Here is a 14,564-nt window from a genome sequence, read left to right as displayed (position 1 = left end):
CTTCCACCTTACTCTAAATTAAAATTTTCTTTGTTAGCGGGTAAGTTCGTTAATTTTTCTATAAAGTCTTCTTTGCTAATAGATAAGAAAGTATAAACTTCTTCATCGAATTTTCCTTTTGCTTCAAAAAACGACTCCAATTCTGTGTATAGCAGGCGAATGTATTTTCTTTGTTCATTATAATTTGCTTCTTCTGAACTTAACATGATCAAATACCCCTCTATACGTCGTTCTAAGCTATCCGCCAATACAGAAAGGGTGTAATAGTTAGGAATAGAATAAACGCAATTTAAACACGGTAAATGGGGTTTTAAGCATCCTTTACTTTTATATACCAAACACTGTGTAGCTTTATCTTTACCCAACATTACATTCGCATGTATTTTGTTAACATATAATCTAGCCTCTTCTAATCCTAATGAATAAATTGTATCCATGATAGCTTGGCGTTCTTGTTGTATTGAATTTATAAAACCAGATAAGTGTTCTACGTTTTCTAGGCTACCGAAATTGTTTTTTAAACTTTGTATTTCCAATGTTCTTTTGTGCCTATTCAGTTCTACACCATTGATGAAATCAATAAATGTATCATAAATAAACCCAAATGCCCCTCTATCAAATAATTGTTTTGTCAAATCGTCTACAGCTTCTTGCGTTAAATCTACGTATATCAACGTGGTTTCTTCATCAACATGACCACGCATATTTTGGACTACTTTTAACGCATAATCACTACCTTTCATTTTGCTCAAGATGGAATAAACGTAAGACATTAAAGTTCGATTCATCTTTTTGGAACCAAAAACAAATTCTTCGTTATCTAATTCTTTAAGAAAATTCTTGCTCTTTGATGGTGTCAATACATTAGTTTTAGTTCCGAAATCGATTAAATTTGTTCTCAAAGGATTCAATTTTTGTACACGCAATTCACAAATAGCTGCTGCTGTTGCAAAAGCTAACTTTAATTCATCGGAAATAAAAAAGTGGTTTTTCACTTGAGTTTTAGAAATAGTTAAATCTTTCCGTTGAATTTGATTTACGATAATATCTGCATCAGTAGGAGGGATATCATTCTCTTTTAACCACTCCAAGTCTACGATACTTGTTCCTTCTAAACTGATTCGTGGAAAAGTTATAACATCTGAATTTCTCCATGCGTTATTTAAATGCATAAGCATGTACAACCAACTCGATCCATAATATTTATATTTCTTTTTCTTTTTATTGATTTCCTCAATAATATCCGAGATAGCTCGTTCCTTTTGAAAAGAAATATTGTTACAAAATTTCATAACATCTTTAAATGTTTTGTAATCATAAATTTCTTTAGAATGCTTTTTGGTAGGAGGTATTTCAAAAGGATTAGTTATATTGTCTATTTTATAAGCACGTTTTCTCACTTCTTCATACTTATCTGAAATATTCTTTAAATAAAGATATATACTTTCCGCATGTGTCTTTCCTATTCCATTAAAAAGCATATTTATTTCGTTTGAATTAAACGAATAAATTTCATGACTTTTTTTACTTCCCAAAAATTCATTTAGCTCTGAAGTACAATGTATGAATGTACCAATCATCTTGTTCAGTGTCTCTTGATTGGCAGTTGAATTTTTTAATTTATTTCTTACATAAGCTAACCAACTCTCTTTAGTGAATGGTCCAAAATTATTTAAATACAATGTATCATCCATCTTTTCCTTAATTTCCAACCTATAAAGGAAAGTCTCATATGAATTATCCAAGCTTATAGTATTCGCCGAAATCTTTAATAACTGTTTATTCTTCCAAGCAAGGACATCGTCCTTTTTGTATAGCTTAGAAACTCTCTTATGAATAGGGCGTATTAAAGCTACTATAGCTGGGCTTGTTTCCTCGATTCCATCTTTCATTGATTGACTTCTAAAGTTTAATTCTGTTCCTGATAACATATCTTGTACTTGTTCAACTGTTACGTAATCTGACAACAACTGCTTTTGAATTGCCACTAAATTTTCAACTTCTGCTTTGATGTAAAATTTGTAAGCACCATTATAATAAATAAATGGGATAGGATGATGTTGTATAATCTTATAAAATTCATTTTCAGAATTAATTGATAATAATTCCATCACTTGCTTCTTTGAATACGTGTTTGTTTCATCAAGTATTTCGCCATATTTTCTTTTCTGTCTAATTAGAAGGGAAAATGGGGTTTTCTCTAAAGGAATATTTTTATCCTGAGCAGCTTTTATAACTAGTTTTTTTATAACCTCATCTTCTAACCAAGAAATAAGAGTTTTATAAGAAATTTTTAACATCCTAGCTATTCTGTATAGGTTGATATTTTTTTTTAATTCATTAGAAACGAGATTTATTGCTCTAAGTTGAATAGGGGATAAATAATCAGTATTGTTTTTTTCTTCTGCTTCCTTGATAGCCGCTAAGAAATAAGGGTCTTTTAGCCAAGATTTCAATTTACTTCTATGAATTTTTAATTTTCCCGTTATTGAATTGTGAGTAAGATTTTTCATTTTATAATTAGTTAACAGTTGAATAGCTTCAAGTTGTACATCAGAAAATTTTTCATTAATAGGATTGCTAATCATCTTCTCATCTGTTCTCTTCTTCAGTTCTGAATTGAACAAATCATTTTTTAACCAATAACCAATAGTGGAATCTGAGATGTTCATTTTTTCTGCTATTTCTTTCTGAGTTAATCGTTTATATTTAGGTTCTGATAATAAATCTATAACTTCTAACTGAACATTTGATAAACTTTTCTCGTAATATAAAGGGTTTAGTTTTAAAACTTCTTTCATGAAGATTTCATTTTTTCTCCATCGTGCTAATGTCCAGTAAGGGACACCTGATTTCTCCGCTATTTCCGCCAGAGTTAGTCCATTTCTGTCAGGAGTGCTAAGAATAGAAATAGCTATCATCTGTCCTTCTGTAAATTTATTATGTTCCATTATTTCACCTCAAAGCTTAATGTTTTAGATAGACTATCTGTTTTATAAATTCCGTTCATAGCGCTTTGGAAGTGAGCTAATGCATTCCTTTTGTCGATGTATTCCTTTGATGATAGTGTACTCATATCACCACGCAAAATTGCCATTTGTATTTCATCTATTTTTAAATCAAATAAAATATTTGTAAAAATACCTCTACCAATATGCGTTCCCCATATAGACTCATCAAGTATCTTGAAATCACTGTATCTACCATTTGTTTTTCTTAAAATTTCAATATACTTTCGTTTTACTTTGGCAAATTTTTTTTCATATGATTCCCCGGAGATTGCTTCTCCATCCTTGTTTAAAAAAAAAGCATACATATTACGACGATTCTTTTGTGAATCAATTCTAATTAGGTGACTCTTGTACATATCTCTTAATAACTCGTTAGCAAAAAACAGTTGTAATCTAGGTCTCTTCACTTCTTGTTTACCTTGGCTTTTAAGACGTTCAAATAACGTTTTTTGATTATCTTTGATTACGATTGCATTTTCTCCATTTAAAAAATTTGTTGGAAGACTACTGCTCATTATATTTACAACTTCTCCTTTACGAAGTCCACCGAATATTTGTAATCCTATACCAAACGCAATTTCTGGACATGTAACTTCAGCAACCCTTAGGAATTCTACAATCATTTGGTCTCTTTTTTCCGTTTCGTTACCAAAGTCTTTTAATTTGTATTTTATTTTTTCGCCATCGTTTCTTTTCGGATATTGAATGCCAAACTTTGGGTCGTCGAAAGGAGTTTCTACAATTATTCTGTCTAGCTTGTCTACATGATCAACAAACTCTATATCTTCTATTATGTCCATGTCGGATAGGTACTTATAAAATATTGTTAAATATCTCTCTATGTTTTTAACATACTTATAATCTTTTTGTTTGTTGTCTTTATCCCTCTCATTCGTTAAAAAGGTTATATATCTTGCACCATGAATTGGCTGTAAACCAGGAATTCCTTCTTCCTTCAACATCATAAATTCTTCTTCATTCGATGAAATTTGTTTGTTAATAAAATTCAAGAACTTACATATTTCCCTAGCTGCATTTTTTTGTGTGTTTATTGAAGTACCTTTATGAGCGTATATCTGTTTAATAAAATGAGTAATAGGATGTGGAAACTTTATCCCTTTCATTTTATCCTCAACGCATATTATTACTGCTCTATCATCTTCAATATGCCCATTGTTTAAGACGTTTTCTATTGGTACGTCTTTTGTAGTCCACCTATATCGATCACTTAATAACATAAATTTTCTCCTTTACCAATAATATCTATATATATACTATCATAATTTTCCCGCTTTTCATATGACTTGGGGAAATAAAAAAAGCCTCCAATCTATTGAGGCTCAAGGGTTTCTACTATGTATAAGTATTAAATTTCAAATTCCGCCCTAAACCATACTTACTATACAAGAAAAGGGGTTTCTCCATTTAACTCTAAACATTTAATGTAGCCCTCCTCTGTACAAATAAAGTCAAATCGTGCCAGAATTGATTGCTGCTGTAAATAGTCTAACTGAATATATGGGATCATTTCCGGTCGAATACCTAAGGCTAAGAGCTGATCGACCGATAAATGTTTAAATTGTTTCCCAACTTTTAAAAAGATCCGCCAAAGTATCTGTGTTGCATAATGAAGTTGATCAATTTGTTGCTTTGATAATTCTAAAACATCATATAATGCATACTCTAAATCCTCAAAGTCAGGAAAGAAGTCAGGGAATTTTGAGTAAAATGCTTGTCGTTGCTGTGTGTGATTCATCATGTTCTTCACTCCCTATCCAAACCTTACGAGGAGGACGAGCCGCCACGAGATGCCCCACCAGAACCAAAGCCCGATTTTCCTGTGCTTGAGGAAGAGCTATTGGAGTAGGAATTGGAACTCTTAGATGAACTATCCGTCGAATAGGAGCCTTGTCCACTTGAATAAGAATTTGATCCACTTGAAGTTGAGCTACCTGAAGTTGAACTAGCCTTATTTTGCGTACTGTTTGTGATACCATTTGTTGGTTTACTTTCATCCTTAGCGCTTGATGACGATCGTGGCACTGCTGAACCGCCACCATTGCTTGGCTCATCTCGATCTGTACCATTTTTTAAATTGCGACTTTTGTATATCGCACTTCCTATCATGGCTCCAGCCGTTGCATACATCAAACCATTAAAGAAATGCTGTGCATAGTAAGGTGAATTTTCATCGATACATTCAAAGGAACCATCATCACCTTCTTGCCATTCATCACAGGCATCAGCCATTTCACTATTGTAAACACTTTGTATTTCATCACTTGCAATTGCTTGATTTTGATCTTCCGTTACCTGATTAGAAGTAGTTAAAGGGTATTCTTCTGCTGTTTGATTTTCACTATTTCCACATGCTGCTAGCTGTACAGCCATCAAAGATGCCGTTGTCACAGCCATATATTTTTTTATTTGCTTTGCCATATTATAAACGCTCCTTTATTTCTAGTACCTAGTTTACGAATATCTACCATTATAGGTTTCATTTTTTACAAAAACATACAATTTATTTTAGCAGAAAAAAATCCCAAACAGCAGGATTGTTTGGGATTTACAGTGTTTTATGATTGTTTGGACACGACTTTTTTTCCATAAGTCATATATCGCCATAATTTTTCAAATGGTCCTATTGTAAAGAACTTAAACCAAATCACACTAAAAATTATTTGAATGATAAACGTAATACTTGCTATTACTACAATATCTGATGGTGAAACTACTTCTAGCCCCATGGCTGTTCCAATAAAGCTTTGCGCCAAATAATTTGTAAAGGCCATTTGCCCAACACGTCCAATTGGCTGAAGTAGCTTCGCTATTGTTTTATGTTCTAATAGAATAAACAAACAACTTAGGTAAAAATAGGTTGTGGGAACAACCCCTAAGCCAATGATAGATTGAAGCTGTTGGTCATCTGCTTGTGAGCCAAACCAAATCCATAATGAGAATCCAATAAAGAATGGGAAAGTACTATAAAGCAACCGTTTTATTTTTTGACTATGCGCTCCAATATGCCCAATCCAATCAGCTTTTGCTACTAAAAATCCACTTAAAAACATAATAAAGATGGCTACGGCATCATTGCCTAAAAAGCCAAATATAGCTGACGAAAGCGCATTAGACGGCATATACATTTGTCCTAATAGTGCCAGAATATGCAGTGCGATAATCGTAAACAACCATTTAGAAATCGTTGAAACCTTCGCAGAGTAAAATGGTAGCAATAAAAAACCAATCACTGCGTAAATGGCTAGGATAGAGCCCCAAAATATAAAAATATGAATAATACCTATAACCAATAAAGCAAATAAGCGTCTTGCAAAGCGCATTCTCGGTCTATCCCCCCGCGCTTCTGCACGTGTAGCAAAAATATAAAAGCCAACTCCAAATAGGAATGAAAAGATAGAGAAAAATTTCTTTTCTATAAAAATATTAATAAGTGAATCAATAACCCCATTCATTCCACTCATATCAGGCATTGGTGCACCTTCTATTATGAGCTGATAAGCACCTACATTAATAAATAAAATACCAAATAATGCTAATCCCCGTATAATATCTAAGGAAATGATTCGTTCTTTTTGTGTAACGGATGGATTCATGTTGAAAAAGCTCCTTATCTTTTATGCTATAGCTAGCATAACTCCCTATCCTTACAACTAATTATTTTTAAGCTTACAGGAACCTTACAAATCAAAAAGAATAGTCTTATAGTTTTTTATCCTCTTCTACGATGAAATATTACATATTTTATAGTAAAAACATCGAAAAGAGAGGTTTAGGAGATGAATAGAAATCGCAAGCTCGGTTTTTGTTATCCTGGCTACCGATACTGTGGTCCCGGCTGCTCAGGACCAGGTACACCTACAAATGCAGTGGATGCTTGCTGTAAACTGCATGATGAATGCTATGAACGCCACGGTAGCACAAAATACTGTGATGAATTGTTTCAACAATGCCTCCGCCCCCATATGAATGCACCAAATAAAATGGCTAGAGACGCTAGACTGTTCTATCGAGTTTTTGAGTTACGCAATCGTTTCTTTTAAAAGCAGATAAAGCTCACGATGTTTTTAATAACCACGTGGGCTAGCTTTTTGTATAGATAGCATATTTTTGTGGTGTCGTAAAACCAAGCTTTGTGCCTAGGTGAATGGATCCTGTATTCGAAATATCACAATCCCAACAAGGCTTTAGCTGGTTGACAAGACAATGATCTATAAATGTTTCAGCAATGCTACTTGCTAATCCTTGTCCTCTGAAATTTGAATCTGTCATAATATCAATTTCTGCATACTCATTTGATTTAAAAATAGAGACGGCTTCACTAATGATTTGTTCTTTGTGTACGAAACAAAAGCCAAAACCATTCTTGAGATAATTAGAGATAGAATCCCAATATTCCTCATAATATGTCTGATCAAATTCCAGTGAATTTTTAATCAGGGGTTCAGTAATAGATCTGACTTCGTAGTCACCTTCCCCACGCTTCTCTCGATGATTATAAATATTTTCATCAAATGTAAATGTATAGCGTTCTAGCTTTCTCAGCTGTTTATTTAACAATTGTTCGATTTTAGTATTCCACTGTTCTGAATAAGAAAATAAGGTAAACCGTTTCTGTTGTTCTATAGCCTGTTGCAAACAATAGGCTAGCTGATGATCAATCGAAGTCTTACTTTCATCGCCATATACATAGTATATCCCTGATTTCGTGTGGAATAATAATGTTCGAAAAGCAACTGTATCGGAATAGACAGCTCCTTCTATCATTCGATCTAGTATACTATAAACAAATGTCGGGGCTCTTGAAATAAATTGTTTAATGATAGGATATTGCTCTTCCGAGACTTTTATCATGCTATTTCCTCCAGTATTTTGCAGTATATATCATTTCTATTATAATAAACTTAAATCCATATGAAGGGACTGACTTATGCGCAGATAGCAATATTTTTCATCCAACATCATTATAATTTTGGAGGTAAAAGTATTGATTGACCATATCGACACGGAAAGATTACGGTTACGAAAAATGAGGAAAGCTGATGCTAAAAGTTTATTAGCTATTTGGTCTGATCCTGATGTAACCAAGTATATGAATATTACCCAGTTTACACAAGAAGAGCAGGCCTTGGAAATGATTGAACTTCTAGAACAATTAACTAAGCAACATAAGGCAATCCGCTTCTCTATTTTTGAAAAGGCATCCAAACATATCATTGGCTCATGTGGCTTTAATAAGATTGATTATGACAATGCTCTAACCGAGATTGGCTATGATTTGAGCAAGGAATATTGGGGAAAAGGCTATGCAACAGAAGCTATAACTGCTTTAATTGATTATGCCTTTAAGCACTTACAAATGGAAACAATTGTGGCAGAAGTTGACGCTGCCAATATCAATTCAATCAAGGTTTTAAAAAAATTGAACTTCATTTACCAAGAGAAGCATAATACTGAAGATACTCTACAACTTTACACTTTAACAAAATCTTAATGAGAAAAGGCTAAGCATGGCAGAATTCAACCAATACTTAGCCTTTTTAATTAGTGATACATGCCGTGATTAATTTTCCCTGTCAGCTTTTCTATTTTTACTTCAAATAGTTCAATTTTGGGCATAATTGGATAGCCTTCTCTTTCAAATGTCCATTCGGGATTGCCATACTTCTCCAGTAACGCATCAAAGAACCACTCTTTTTTCGTTTCCTCTTCAATTCTTGCGATATGTCCAAACAAAACAACACTTTGATAAACTAGTGCGGATTGACACGCGTATTTTTTGCCTGGATGTAAATCACCCATATCGCAAACTTCTATACAAATTTTAGGATTATGTTTGATATTTGACCAAAAGTGACTTTCTCGAAGATTACCAATATGCAAGTATAGTTTGTCCTCCCCTTCATATACATAGACAAACGGAATAACATAAGGAAAACCTTCCTCATCAACTGTTGCAACATGCGCAACTTTTCCCAACTTTAAGTATTGCTGTGCGTCCTCTTGTGAAATTTCCACACGTTTGTTTTGAATCGTACCTCTCATCATTTCTTAACCCCCTCATGAAATTATGTAACGATTAATAAACGTCGTTAAACCGTTTATTCCAAACATATATATATTTTACATCTTTAACAAAATTAAAAAAAGGGTAAATTTTTTCAGTAGAATAATAAAAGCCAAGGATGCACTAGTATAGCATCCTCGGCTTTCTTGTTATTTAATTGGAATCCAAATTTCTGAATACGAATCAGGGCGATAAGCATCCTCTTCAGGATAAACCTCCAATTCCGCTGTTCCTGCTGGTTCATATGGGTTGGATGGGAACCACTCTGAATAAATTTGTTTCCACGTATTTTGCATTGCATCAGGCATAGGTCCATGTACTTCAAAGACAACCCATTTGGATGCAGGTACTTCCATTGTTAAGAGATCTTCTCCTACCTCTCCTACATGATCAGTAGCAATCCAATAATCAATGAAGCCCTTTTGTCCCTGTTCAGTATTAGGTACACAAACACCTAATACACCATTGACAGTGCCATTATTTAATTGGTATAGCTGGTGATCAAAGCCACTTTGGTTTACCTCTTGCCAAAATAGAGGTATTTCCGTAGTATTCTCTCCATTTTGACAGTTGTATGTTCTTTTTACACCCACAATTTGAAACTTGTCTTTTTCAATAATTTTATATTTCATTGTTTCTGCTCCCTTCAAGCTTACCTGTATGACCAGGCGATTATATGATTGTAATGGTCCTTGCTTCTTTCTTGCTTCACTAGGCGTTACATGGTGCTGTTTTCGAAACGCTTTAGTAAAGGCTTCAGGAGTTTCATAGCCGTATTTGTAGGCGAGATCGATTATTTTTTGTTCAGTACCCAGCAATTCTTGTGCAGCTAACGTTAATCTTCTTCGCCGTAGATAATCTGCAATAGACATATCTGTCAAAATGGCAAAGGTTCGCTGAAAATGAAAGACAGATGAATTAACCTCCTGTGCAATCTGTTCAATCGTAATATCCTCTAATAAATGTTCTTCCATATAATTAATGGCCTTTTGTATCGACTCAATCCAACTCATTGCTCTCACTCCTTGATTCCATCTTAAAATAGATATTGCTGCATAACCTGTCTTTTTATGCTAACTTCGGACAGGTTAAATGGAAAGCATTTTTTGACTAGCTCCCCACTTTTAATTTCTTATCCCACTCACTATTTTTCCCTAAAATTCCATTGTAGTAGAAATCAAAAAACATCCAAAATATTTCTAAAATATATTTACAAGAGTTTCTATTAAATGGTAAAACGGTATAAGAGAAGATATAGGGGGACTTTGCGATGAAATGGTTAGGTGCTGCTGCTATTTGTTTGAATGAAAGTAATCAGTTATTAATGGTTTTACAAGGAACTGTTGATGAAGAGAAAACTTGGACTGTGCCATCAGGTGGAAAAGAGGCCACGGAAGATTTTAAGACTTGCTGTATACGAGAAGTTTATGAAGAAACAGGCTATACAGTAGATATTATTAAGGAAATTTATTATAAGTACAATGAAGTAGTGGAAGTTCGCTATTTTCAAACCATCTTAACAGGTGGACAAATGATGATACATGATCCCGATGAATTAATATATGACATAGCATGGAAATCTAAAGAGGAAGTAGCGCTTTTACCCCTAACATTTCCAGAAGATCGGGTATTTCTCTTATCGTTATTTAAATAAAAAAAGTCACGTCTCATCGACATGACCCCTCTTGTTAAATAGTGTAATTGTTTTGCTGATAAATAATTAAAGCAGAATGGATGACCGTCTGCTCTCCAATAAAGAGCGTATTGTATTTGATATCAAGTATGAAAAAGCCTTTTAAATCTACTAAAGCACGGTTAATATCAAGTTCAAATTGCACAATATCATTGTTTTGAATTGTCACAACTTGAGTTATCTGTGTCATTGTCCACACTCCTTTAATCTTATGATAGAGCAAAAAGAAGTTCATGTCACACAAAAAAGTTGGAGCTAAAAAAGCCCCAACACCTTTAGTACATCGTTAAATATTCCTCACGCTCCCAGTTATGGACACGTGTGCGATATTTATTCCATTCAATTTCTTTGGCAGCTGTAAATTTATCATAAATATGGTCTCCCAATGCATCACGAACAATGGCATCCATCTCTAATTCAATCAGCGCAAATTCTAATGAGGATGGTAAACTATCAATCCCGTTCAACTCCCGATCTGCTGCTGTCATTTTATAAATATTACGGTCTACCGCGGCTGGTGGTGTTAAATCTTTTCGTATGCCATCCAGCCCTGATGCTAGAATTACAGCCATTGCTAAATAAGGGTTTGCTGCTGGATCAACTGAGCGCAATTCAATTCGTGTAGATAGCCCACGTGCTGCTGGAATGCGAATTAATGGTGAACGGTTTTGAGCAGACCATGCTACATAGCAAGGGGCTTCATAGCCAGGTACTAATCGTTTATAGGAATTGACAAGTGGATTCGTGATAGCCGTAAAGCCATGCACATGCTTCATAATTCCTGCCATAAAGTTACGTGCGGTTGCGCTTAATTGCAAGTCTGCATGTTCATCATAGAAGGCATTTTTGTCACCTTCAAATAAGGAGAGATTAAAATGCATTCCTGACCCATTGACCCCAAATAGTGGCTTTGGCATAAATGTTGCGTGGAGACCATGCTGTGCAGCAATGGTTTTTACCACCAGTTTAAATGTTTGGATATTGTCACATGCCTCAATAGCACTCGCATACTTAAAGTCGATTTCATGCTGGCCTGGTGCTACTTCATGATGAGATGCTTCAATTTCAAAGCCCATTCCCTCTAGCTCTAAAACAATATCACGACGACAGTTCTCTCCCAAATCAGTTGGCGCTAAATCAAAATAGCCTCCACTATCATTTAATTCCAGTGTCGGATGCCCCTTTTCATCCAACTTGAATAGGAAAAATTCAGGCTCTGGCCCTAAATTAAACGACGTAAAGCCCAGCTCCTCCATTTCCTTCAATACGCGTTTTAAATTGGCGCGTGGATCTCCTTCAAACGGTGTACCATCTGGTCTTGCAATATCACATATAAAGCGAGCTACTTTCCCCTTTTCAGCAGTCCAAGGAAAAATCACGAAGGTATTGATATCAGGCTTTAAATACATATCTGATTCTTCAATACGCACAAAACCTTCGATTGAAGAGCCGTCAAACATAACTTTATTATCAAGCGCTTTTCCTAATTGACTGACAGGAACTTCCACATTTTTGATTGTCCCTAAAATATCTGTAAATTGTAGGCGAATAAATTTCACATTTTCTTCCTTCACTCGGCGTATAATATCTTCTTTGGTATAATGTTTCATTCTTCACCACTCCAATGTAATTTTTATTAACACGTTTTTTATAACTGTTCTAAAAATACATTATTTTTGAAGAATAAGCAATGTGTATGTAAGGTTTTATGACATGCCTTTTATCGAATATATTAATCCTTATTTTAGATTAATTTTTCTTACCCTATCTCCATCTCAAATAGCGAGATCTTTCATCTTTAAAAAAGGGCAAAACTACCACTTTCTACAAAAGGCCTTTAGTCTTATAAAAATTCTTCGTCATTCTAAAAATAAACAGCCTATATCATGACGAGACGAAGCATTCACTACTTCTACATGCATCAAATGGAGATATATCAAGAACATCGTTAAAAAGATAACCCGTGAACCCTATCCAAGAACCAAGATGTCAAAAATCCTATTGATTAAGTTTTACTTTATATCACAAAAGCCTTGTATAATGCGATATTTATTGGTAAATTTATAGCAAATTAGAATTTTAATTTATTCATATTATAAGTAAATACGGAGTATATAATTATGGTTAGAAATCATTATGTTGGCTTCCAGGAAATATTTAGTTATAGATACATAAGGCGGTGAATTAAGTAGGCATGTCAGTATTAATTATTGGCAGCGTAAGTAATGATGTGCTACGTCTGCAAAAGTATTTTCATCGTATCAGCATCCCCAATATTCATTGCTTTTCAACAACGGAAGCAGCAATGAACTATTTAGTAGATTCAGCTTTGAAAGATGAGCTGGAATTAATCGTACTTGACACGAAAATGACACTCAGCAATTGCGAGGAAATTTGTCAGCACATTCATGCACTTAAAAATTGGATAGATGTCCCTATCCTACTATCTACTACCTACGAAAAAAACATAACAATCGATAGGGTTTTTGAAGCAGGCATTTTCGACTTTATTTTAAAGCCGTTTGATTTTACTCATTTTAAGACTCGAATTCAAGTAGCCTTAAAATATCAGAGGGAAGCCAAACTTCGAAAGCAGCAAGAAAGTATGATTCAAAAAGATTTGTTTATTGCAAAAAAATTCCAAAAGAATGCACTATCTCCTCCATTAAATCTTGAGCAAATACAGGTTGATGGTCTTTATGTAACATCCAATACACTAGGAGGTGACATGTACTGCTGGTTTAAGATTAATGACCATTTAACCGCCATTCTTCTGTACGATGCAATGGGGCATGGCATAGCTGCATCACTCGTTACTATGTCCATCAGATCATTATTAAAAGGAATAATTACTAAGTTAATTGATCCAGTAGCCGTAATCCAAGAACTTAACCGCCAAATTTACGAGCTATTTTCTGATGAAGATATGGACCGTTTTTTAATGACAGCAATCTACATACTTCTCGATACAAAAAACGGCACTTTGCACTATGTGAATGCGGCTCACCCTTCTGGCTTTTTATTTGGAAAATATGGAGAAACAGTCTTCCTCCCAGCGAATACGCCTATCCTCGGACTATTCCCTACTATTCAAATAAATAAAAAAACAATACCTTTATCAGGCTGGCATCGTATTATTCTTTATACGGATGGATTATTAACATTGAACGAGCAAAACTCAATTGATATGGACTTTTTCTACACTTATGCTTCACAGGATAACAGCTATGCACTACAAAAATTTTCTCAAAAGTACAATTTATTTGATAATGATTACAGCGATGACATCACAGTCGTTTCAATAACAATTACATTAAAGGGTAGGTGATTGAAGATGGAATTCACACTCAATGTAAATCCTGATACACAAGCTATAGCCTTTATTGATCAAGTTATGGAGAATTATACAGATTTATATAATCTACCTTATAAACGAGAGTTAAGATTTGTTGTTCATGAACTAGTCATCAATGCCGTAGAGGCTATGGGAAAAATTGATATACCCGCTCAAAAGGAGATTCAAATACATGTAACTCCATCAAACGAAGAAATAAAAATAACAGTCACTGACGAAGCAAAAGGCATTGACGAAAAGGACTGGGACAAAGTTCTTCAATTCGATTTAGACAAACTTGATTATGCTGATCGTGGACGCGGGTTATTTTTTGTCAAAAATATGGTCGACCATATTTGGTTCGAAAATATTTCTGAAACAAAATTTTTAGTTGGTATTTCCAAAAAGATTCATCTATAAAAGTAAACGTAAAATTGGGGG

15 protein-coding genes are annotated in these 14,564 nt (G+C 34.2%); 5 read left to right on the top strand and 10 right to left on the bottom strand.

All coding sequences use genetic code 11. The annotated features are described in order from the left end of the window. Positions 1-8: 8 nt before the first annotated feature. The 5 genes from EW028_RS00550 to EW028_RS00530 all read right to left on the bottom strand — a co-directional run bounded on the left by EW028_RS00550 (position 9) and on the right by EW028_RS00530 (position 6,625). A complete protein-coding gene (locus EW028_RS00550) occupies positions 9-2,951 on the bottom strand; it encodes a hypothetical protein (protein WP_131519550.1) in 2,943 nt (980 codons plus the stop codon). Continuing rightward, on the bottom strand, positions 2,951-4,249 hold the full coding sequence (locus tag EW028_RS00545; protein ID WP_131519549.1) for a hypothetical protein: 1,299 nt from the start codon (positions 4,247-4,249) through the stop codon (positions 2,951-2,953). The genes EW028_RS00550 and EW028_RS00545 overlap by 1 nt, the downstream gene beginning before the upstream one ends. A gap of 161 nt (positions 4,250-4,410) precedes the next feature. Next, positions 4,411-4,770: a glutathionylspermidine synthase family protein gene (locus tag EW028_RS00540; protein WP_227744822.1), complete on the bottom strand. Its 360-nt coding sequence runs from the start codon at positions 4,768-4,770 to the stop codon at positions 4,411-4,413. 23 nt (positions 4,771-4,793) lie between these two features. Beyond that, a complete protein-coding gene (locus tag EW028_RS00535) occupies positions 4,794-5,450 on the bottom strand; it encodes a hypothetical protein (protein WP_131519548.1) in 657 nt (218 codons plus the stop codon). 137 nt (positions 5,451-5,587) lie between these two features. Further along, entirely contained in the window at positions 5,588-6,625 is a 1,038-nt protein-coding gene (locus EW028_RS00530; protein ID WP_131519547.1) for a DUF418 domain-containing protein, read from the bottom strand. Positions 6,626-6,808: 183 nt separating this feature from the next. Between EW028_RS00530 and EW028_RS00525 the strand changes: the two genes are divergently transcribed. Continuing rightward, positions 6,809-7,072 (top strand): Parvovirus coat protein VP1-like protein, encoded by a 264-nt coding sequence (locus EW028_RS00525; RefSeq protein WP_081011051.1) that lies wholly within the window; start codon positions 6,809-6,811, stop codon positions 7,070-7,072. Between the two features lie 40 nt (positions 7,073-7,112). On the opposite strand, the gene EW028_RS00520 is transcribed toward EW028_RS00525, so the two are convergent. Next, complete coding sequence (locus EW028_RS00520) at positions 7,113-7,883, bottom strand: GNAT family N-acetyltransferase (protein ID WP_131519546.1); 771 nt, start codon at positions 7,881-7,883, stop codon at positions 7,113-7,115. Between the two features lie 133 nt (positions 7,884-8,016). Between EW028_RS00520 and EW028_RS00515 the strand changes: the two genes are divergently transcribed. After that, positions 8,017-8,523, top strand: coding sequence for a GNAT family N-acetyltransferase (locus tag EW028_RS00515; RefSeq protein ID WP_131519545.1), 507 nt, complete (start codon positions 8,017-8,019; stop codon positions 8,521-8,523). 50 nt (positions 8,524-8,573) lie between these two features. Here the strand turns inward: EW028_RS00515 and EW028_RS00510 are convergent, their stop codons facing one another. Further along, on the bottom strand, positions 8,574-9,077 hold the full coding sequence (locus tag EW028_RS00510) for a pyridoxamine 5'-phosphate oxidase family protein (RefSeq protein ID WP_227744821.1): 504 nt from the start codon (positions 9,075-9,077) through the stop codon (positions 8,574-8,576). 168 nt (positions 9,078-9,245) lie between these two features. Beyond that, on the bottom strand, positions 9,246-10,109 hold the full coding sequence (locus tag EW028_RS00505; RefSeq protein ID WP_131519544.1) for an AraC family transcriptional regulator: 864 nt from the start codon (positions 10,107-10,109) through the stop codon (positions 9,246-9,248). A 257-nt stretch (positions 10,110-10,366) separates the two neighbouring features. Here EW028_RS00505 and EW028_RS00500 point away from each other — a divergent pair, with 257 nt between their 5' ends. Beyond that, complete coding sequence (locus tag EW028_RS00500; RefSeq protein ID WP_131519543.1) at positions 10,367-10,750, top strand: NUDIX hydrolase; 384 nt, start codon at positions 10,367-10,369, stop codon at positions 10,748-10,750. 34 nt (positions 10,751-10,784) lie between these two features. Here EW028_RS00500 and EW028_RS00495 read toward each other — a convergent pair whose 3' ends face one another. Together EW028_RS00495 and glnA are read right to left on the bottom strand one after the other, a co-directional pair. Next, positions 10,785-10,979: a hypothetical protein gene (locus EW028_RS00495; protein ID WP_048391275.1), complete on the bottom strand. Its 195-nt coding sequence runs from the start codon at positions 10,977-10,979 to the stop codon at positions 10,785-10,787. Between the two features lie 85 nt (positions 10,980-11,064). Continuing rightward, positions 11,065-12,399 carry a type I glutamate--ammonia ligase gene (gene glnA / locus EW028_RS00490; RefSeq protein ID WP_131519542.1) on the bottom strand — a complete coding sequence of 445 codons (1,335 nt, stop codon included), beginning with the start codon at positions 12,397-12,399 and terminating at the stop codon, positions 11,065-11,067. 584 nt (positions 12,400-12,983) lie between these two features. Here glnA and EW028_RS00485 point away from each other — a divergent pair. Next, positions 12,984-14,117 carry a SpoIIE family protein phosphatase gene (locus tag EW028_RS00485; RefSeq protein WP_131519541.1) on the top strand — a complete coding sequence of 378 codons (1,134 nt, stop codon included), beginning with the start codon at positions 12,984-12,986 and terminating at the stop codon, positions 14,115-14,117. Positions 14,118-14,123: 6 nt separating this feature from the next. Further along, positions 14,124-14,543 (top strand): ATP-binding protein, encoded by a 420-nt coding sequence (locus tag EW028_RS00480; protein WP_131519540.1) that lies wholly within the window; start codon positions 14,124-14,126, stop codon positions 14,541-14,543. Positions 14,544-14,564: the final 21 nt, after the last annotated feature.

The sequence above is a fragment of the Lysinibacillus sp. OL1 genome (assembly GCF_004332175.1).
In the GTDB taxonomy this organism is placed as follows: domain Bacteria; phylum Bacillota; class Bacilli; order Bacillales_A; family Planococcaceae; genus Lysinibacillus; species Lysinibacillus capsici.
This window is presented reverse-complemented; position numbering and strand designations above follow the sequence as displayed.

Excerpts from the sequence above, each read along its gene's own strand:
- EW028_RS00550 (WP_131519550.1), bottom strand. The coding sequence starts at position 2,951 with ATGGAACATAATAAATTTACAGAAGGACAGATGATAGCTATTTCTATT.
- EW028_RS00545 (WP_131519549.1), bottom strand. The coding sequence starts at position 4,249 with ATGTTATTAAGTGATCGATATAGGTGGACTACAAAAGACGTACCAATA.
- EW028_RS00540 (WP_227744822.1), bottom strand. The coding sequence starts at position 4,770 with ATGATGAATCACACACAGCAACGACAAGCATTTTACTCAAAATTCCCT.
- EW028_RS00535 (WP_131519548.1), bottom strand. The coding sequence starts at position 5,450 with ATGGCAAAGCAAATAAAAAAATATATGGCTGTGACAACGGCATCTTTG.
- EW028_RS00530 (WP_131519547.1), bottom strand. The coding sequence starts at position 6,625 with ATGAATCCATCCGTTACACAAAAAGAACGAATCATTTCCTTAGATATT.
- EW028_RS00525 (WP_081011051.1), top strand. The coding sequence starts at position 6,809 with ATGAATAGAAATCGCAAGCTCGGTTTTTGTTATCCTGGCTACCGATAC.
- EW028_RS00520 (WP_131519546.1), bottom strand. The coding sequence starts at position 7,883 with ATGATAAAAGTCTCGGAAGAGCAATATCCTATCATTAAACAATTTATT.
- EW028_RS00510 (WP_227744821.1), bottom strand. The coding sequence starts at position 9,077 with ATGATGAGAGGTACGATTCAAAACAAACGTGTGGAAATTTCACAAGAG.
- EW028_RS00505 (WP_131519544.1), bottom strand. The coding sequence starts at position 10,109 with ATGAGTTGGATTGAGTCGATACAAAAGGCCATTAATTATATGGAAGAA.
- EW028_RS00500 (WP_131519543.1), top strand. The coding sequence starts at position 10,367 with ATGAAATGGTTAGGTGCTGCTGCTATTTGTTTGAATGAAAGTAATCAG.
- EW028_RS00495 (WP_048391275.1), bottom strand. The coding sequence starts at position 10,979 with ATGACACAGATAACTCAAGTTGTGACAATTCAAAACAATGATATTGTG.
- glnA (WP_131519542.1), bottom strand. The coding sequence starts at position 12,399 with ATGAAACATTATACCAAAGAAGATATTATACGCCGAGTGAAGGAAGAA.
- EW028_RS00485 (WP_131519541.1), top strand. The coding sequence starts at position 12,984 with ATGTCAGTATTAATTATTGGCAGCGTAAGTAATGATGTGCTACGTCTG.
- EW028_RS00480 (WP_131519540.1), top strand. The coding sequence starts at position 14,124 with ATGGAATTCACACTCAATGTAAATCCTGATACACAAGCTATAGCCTTT.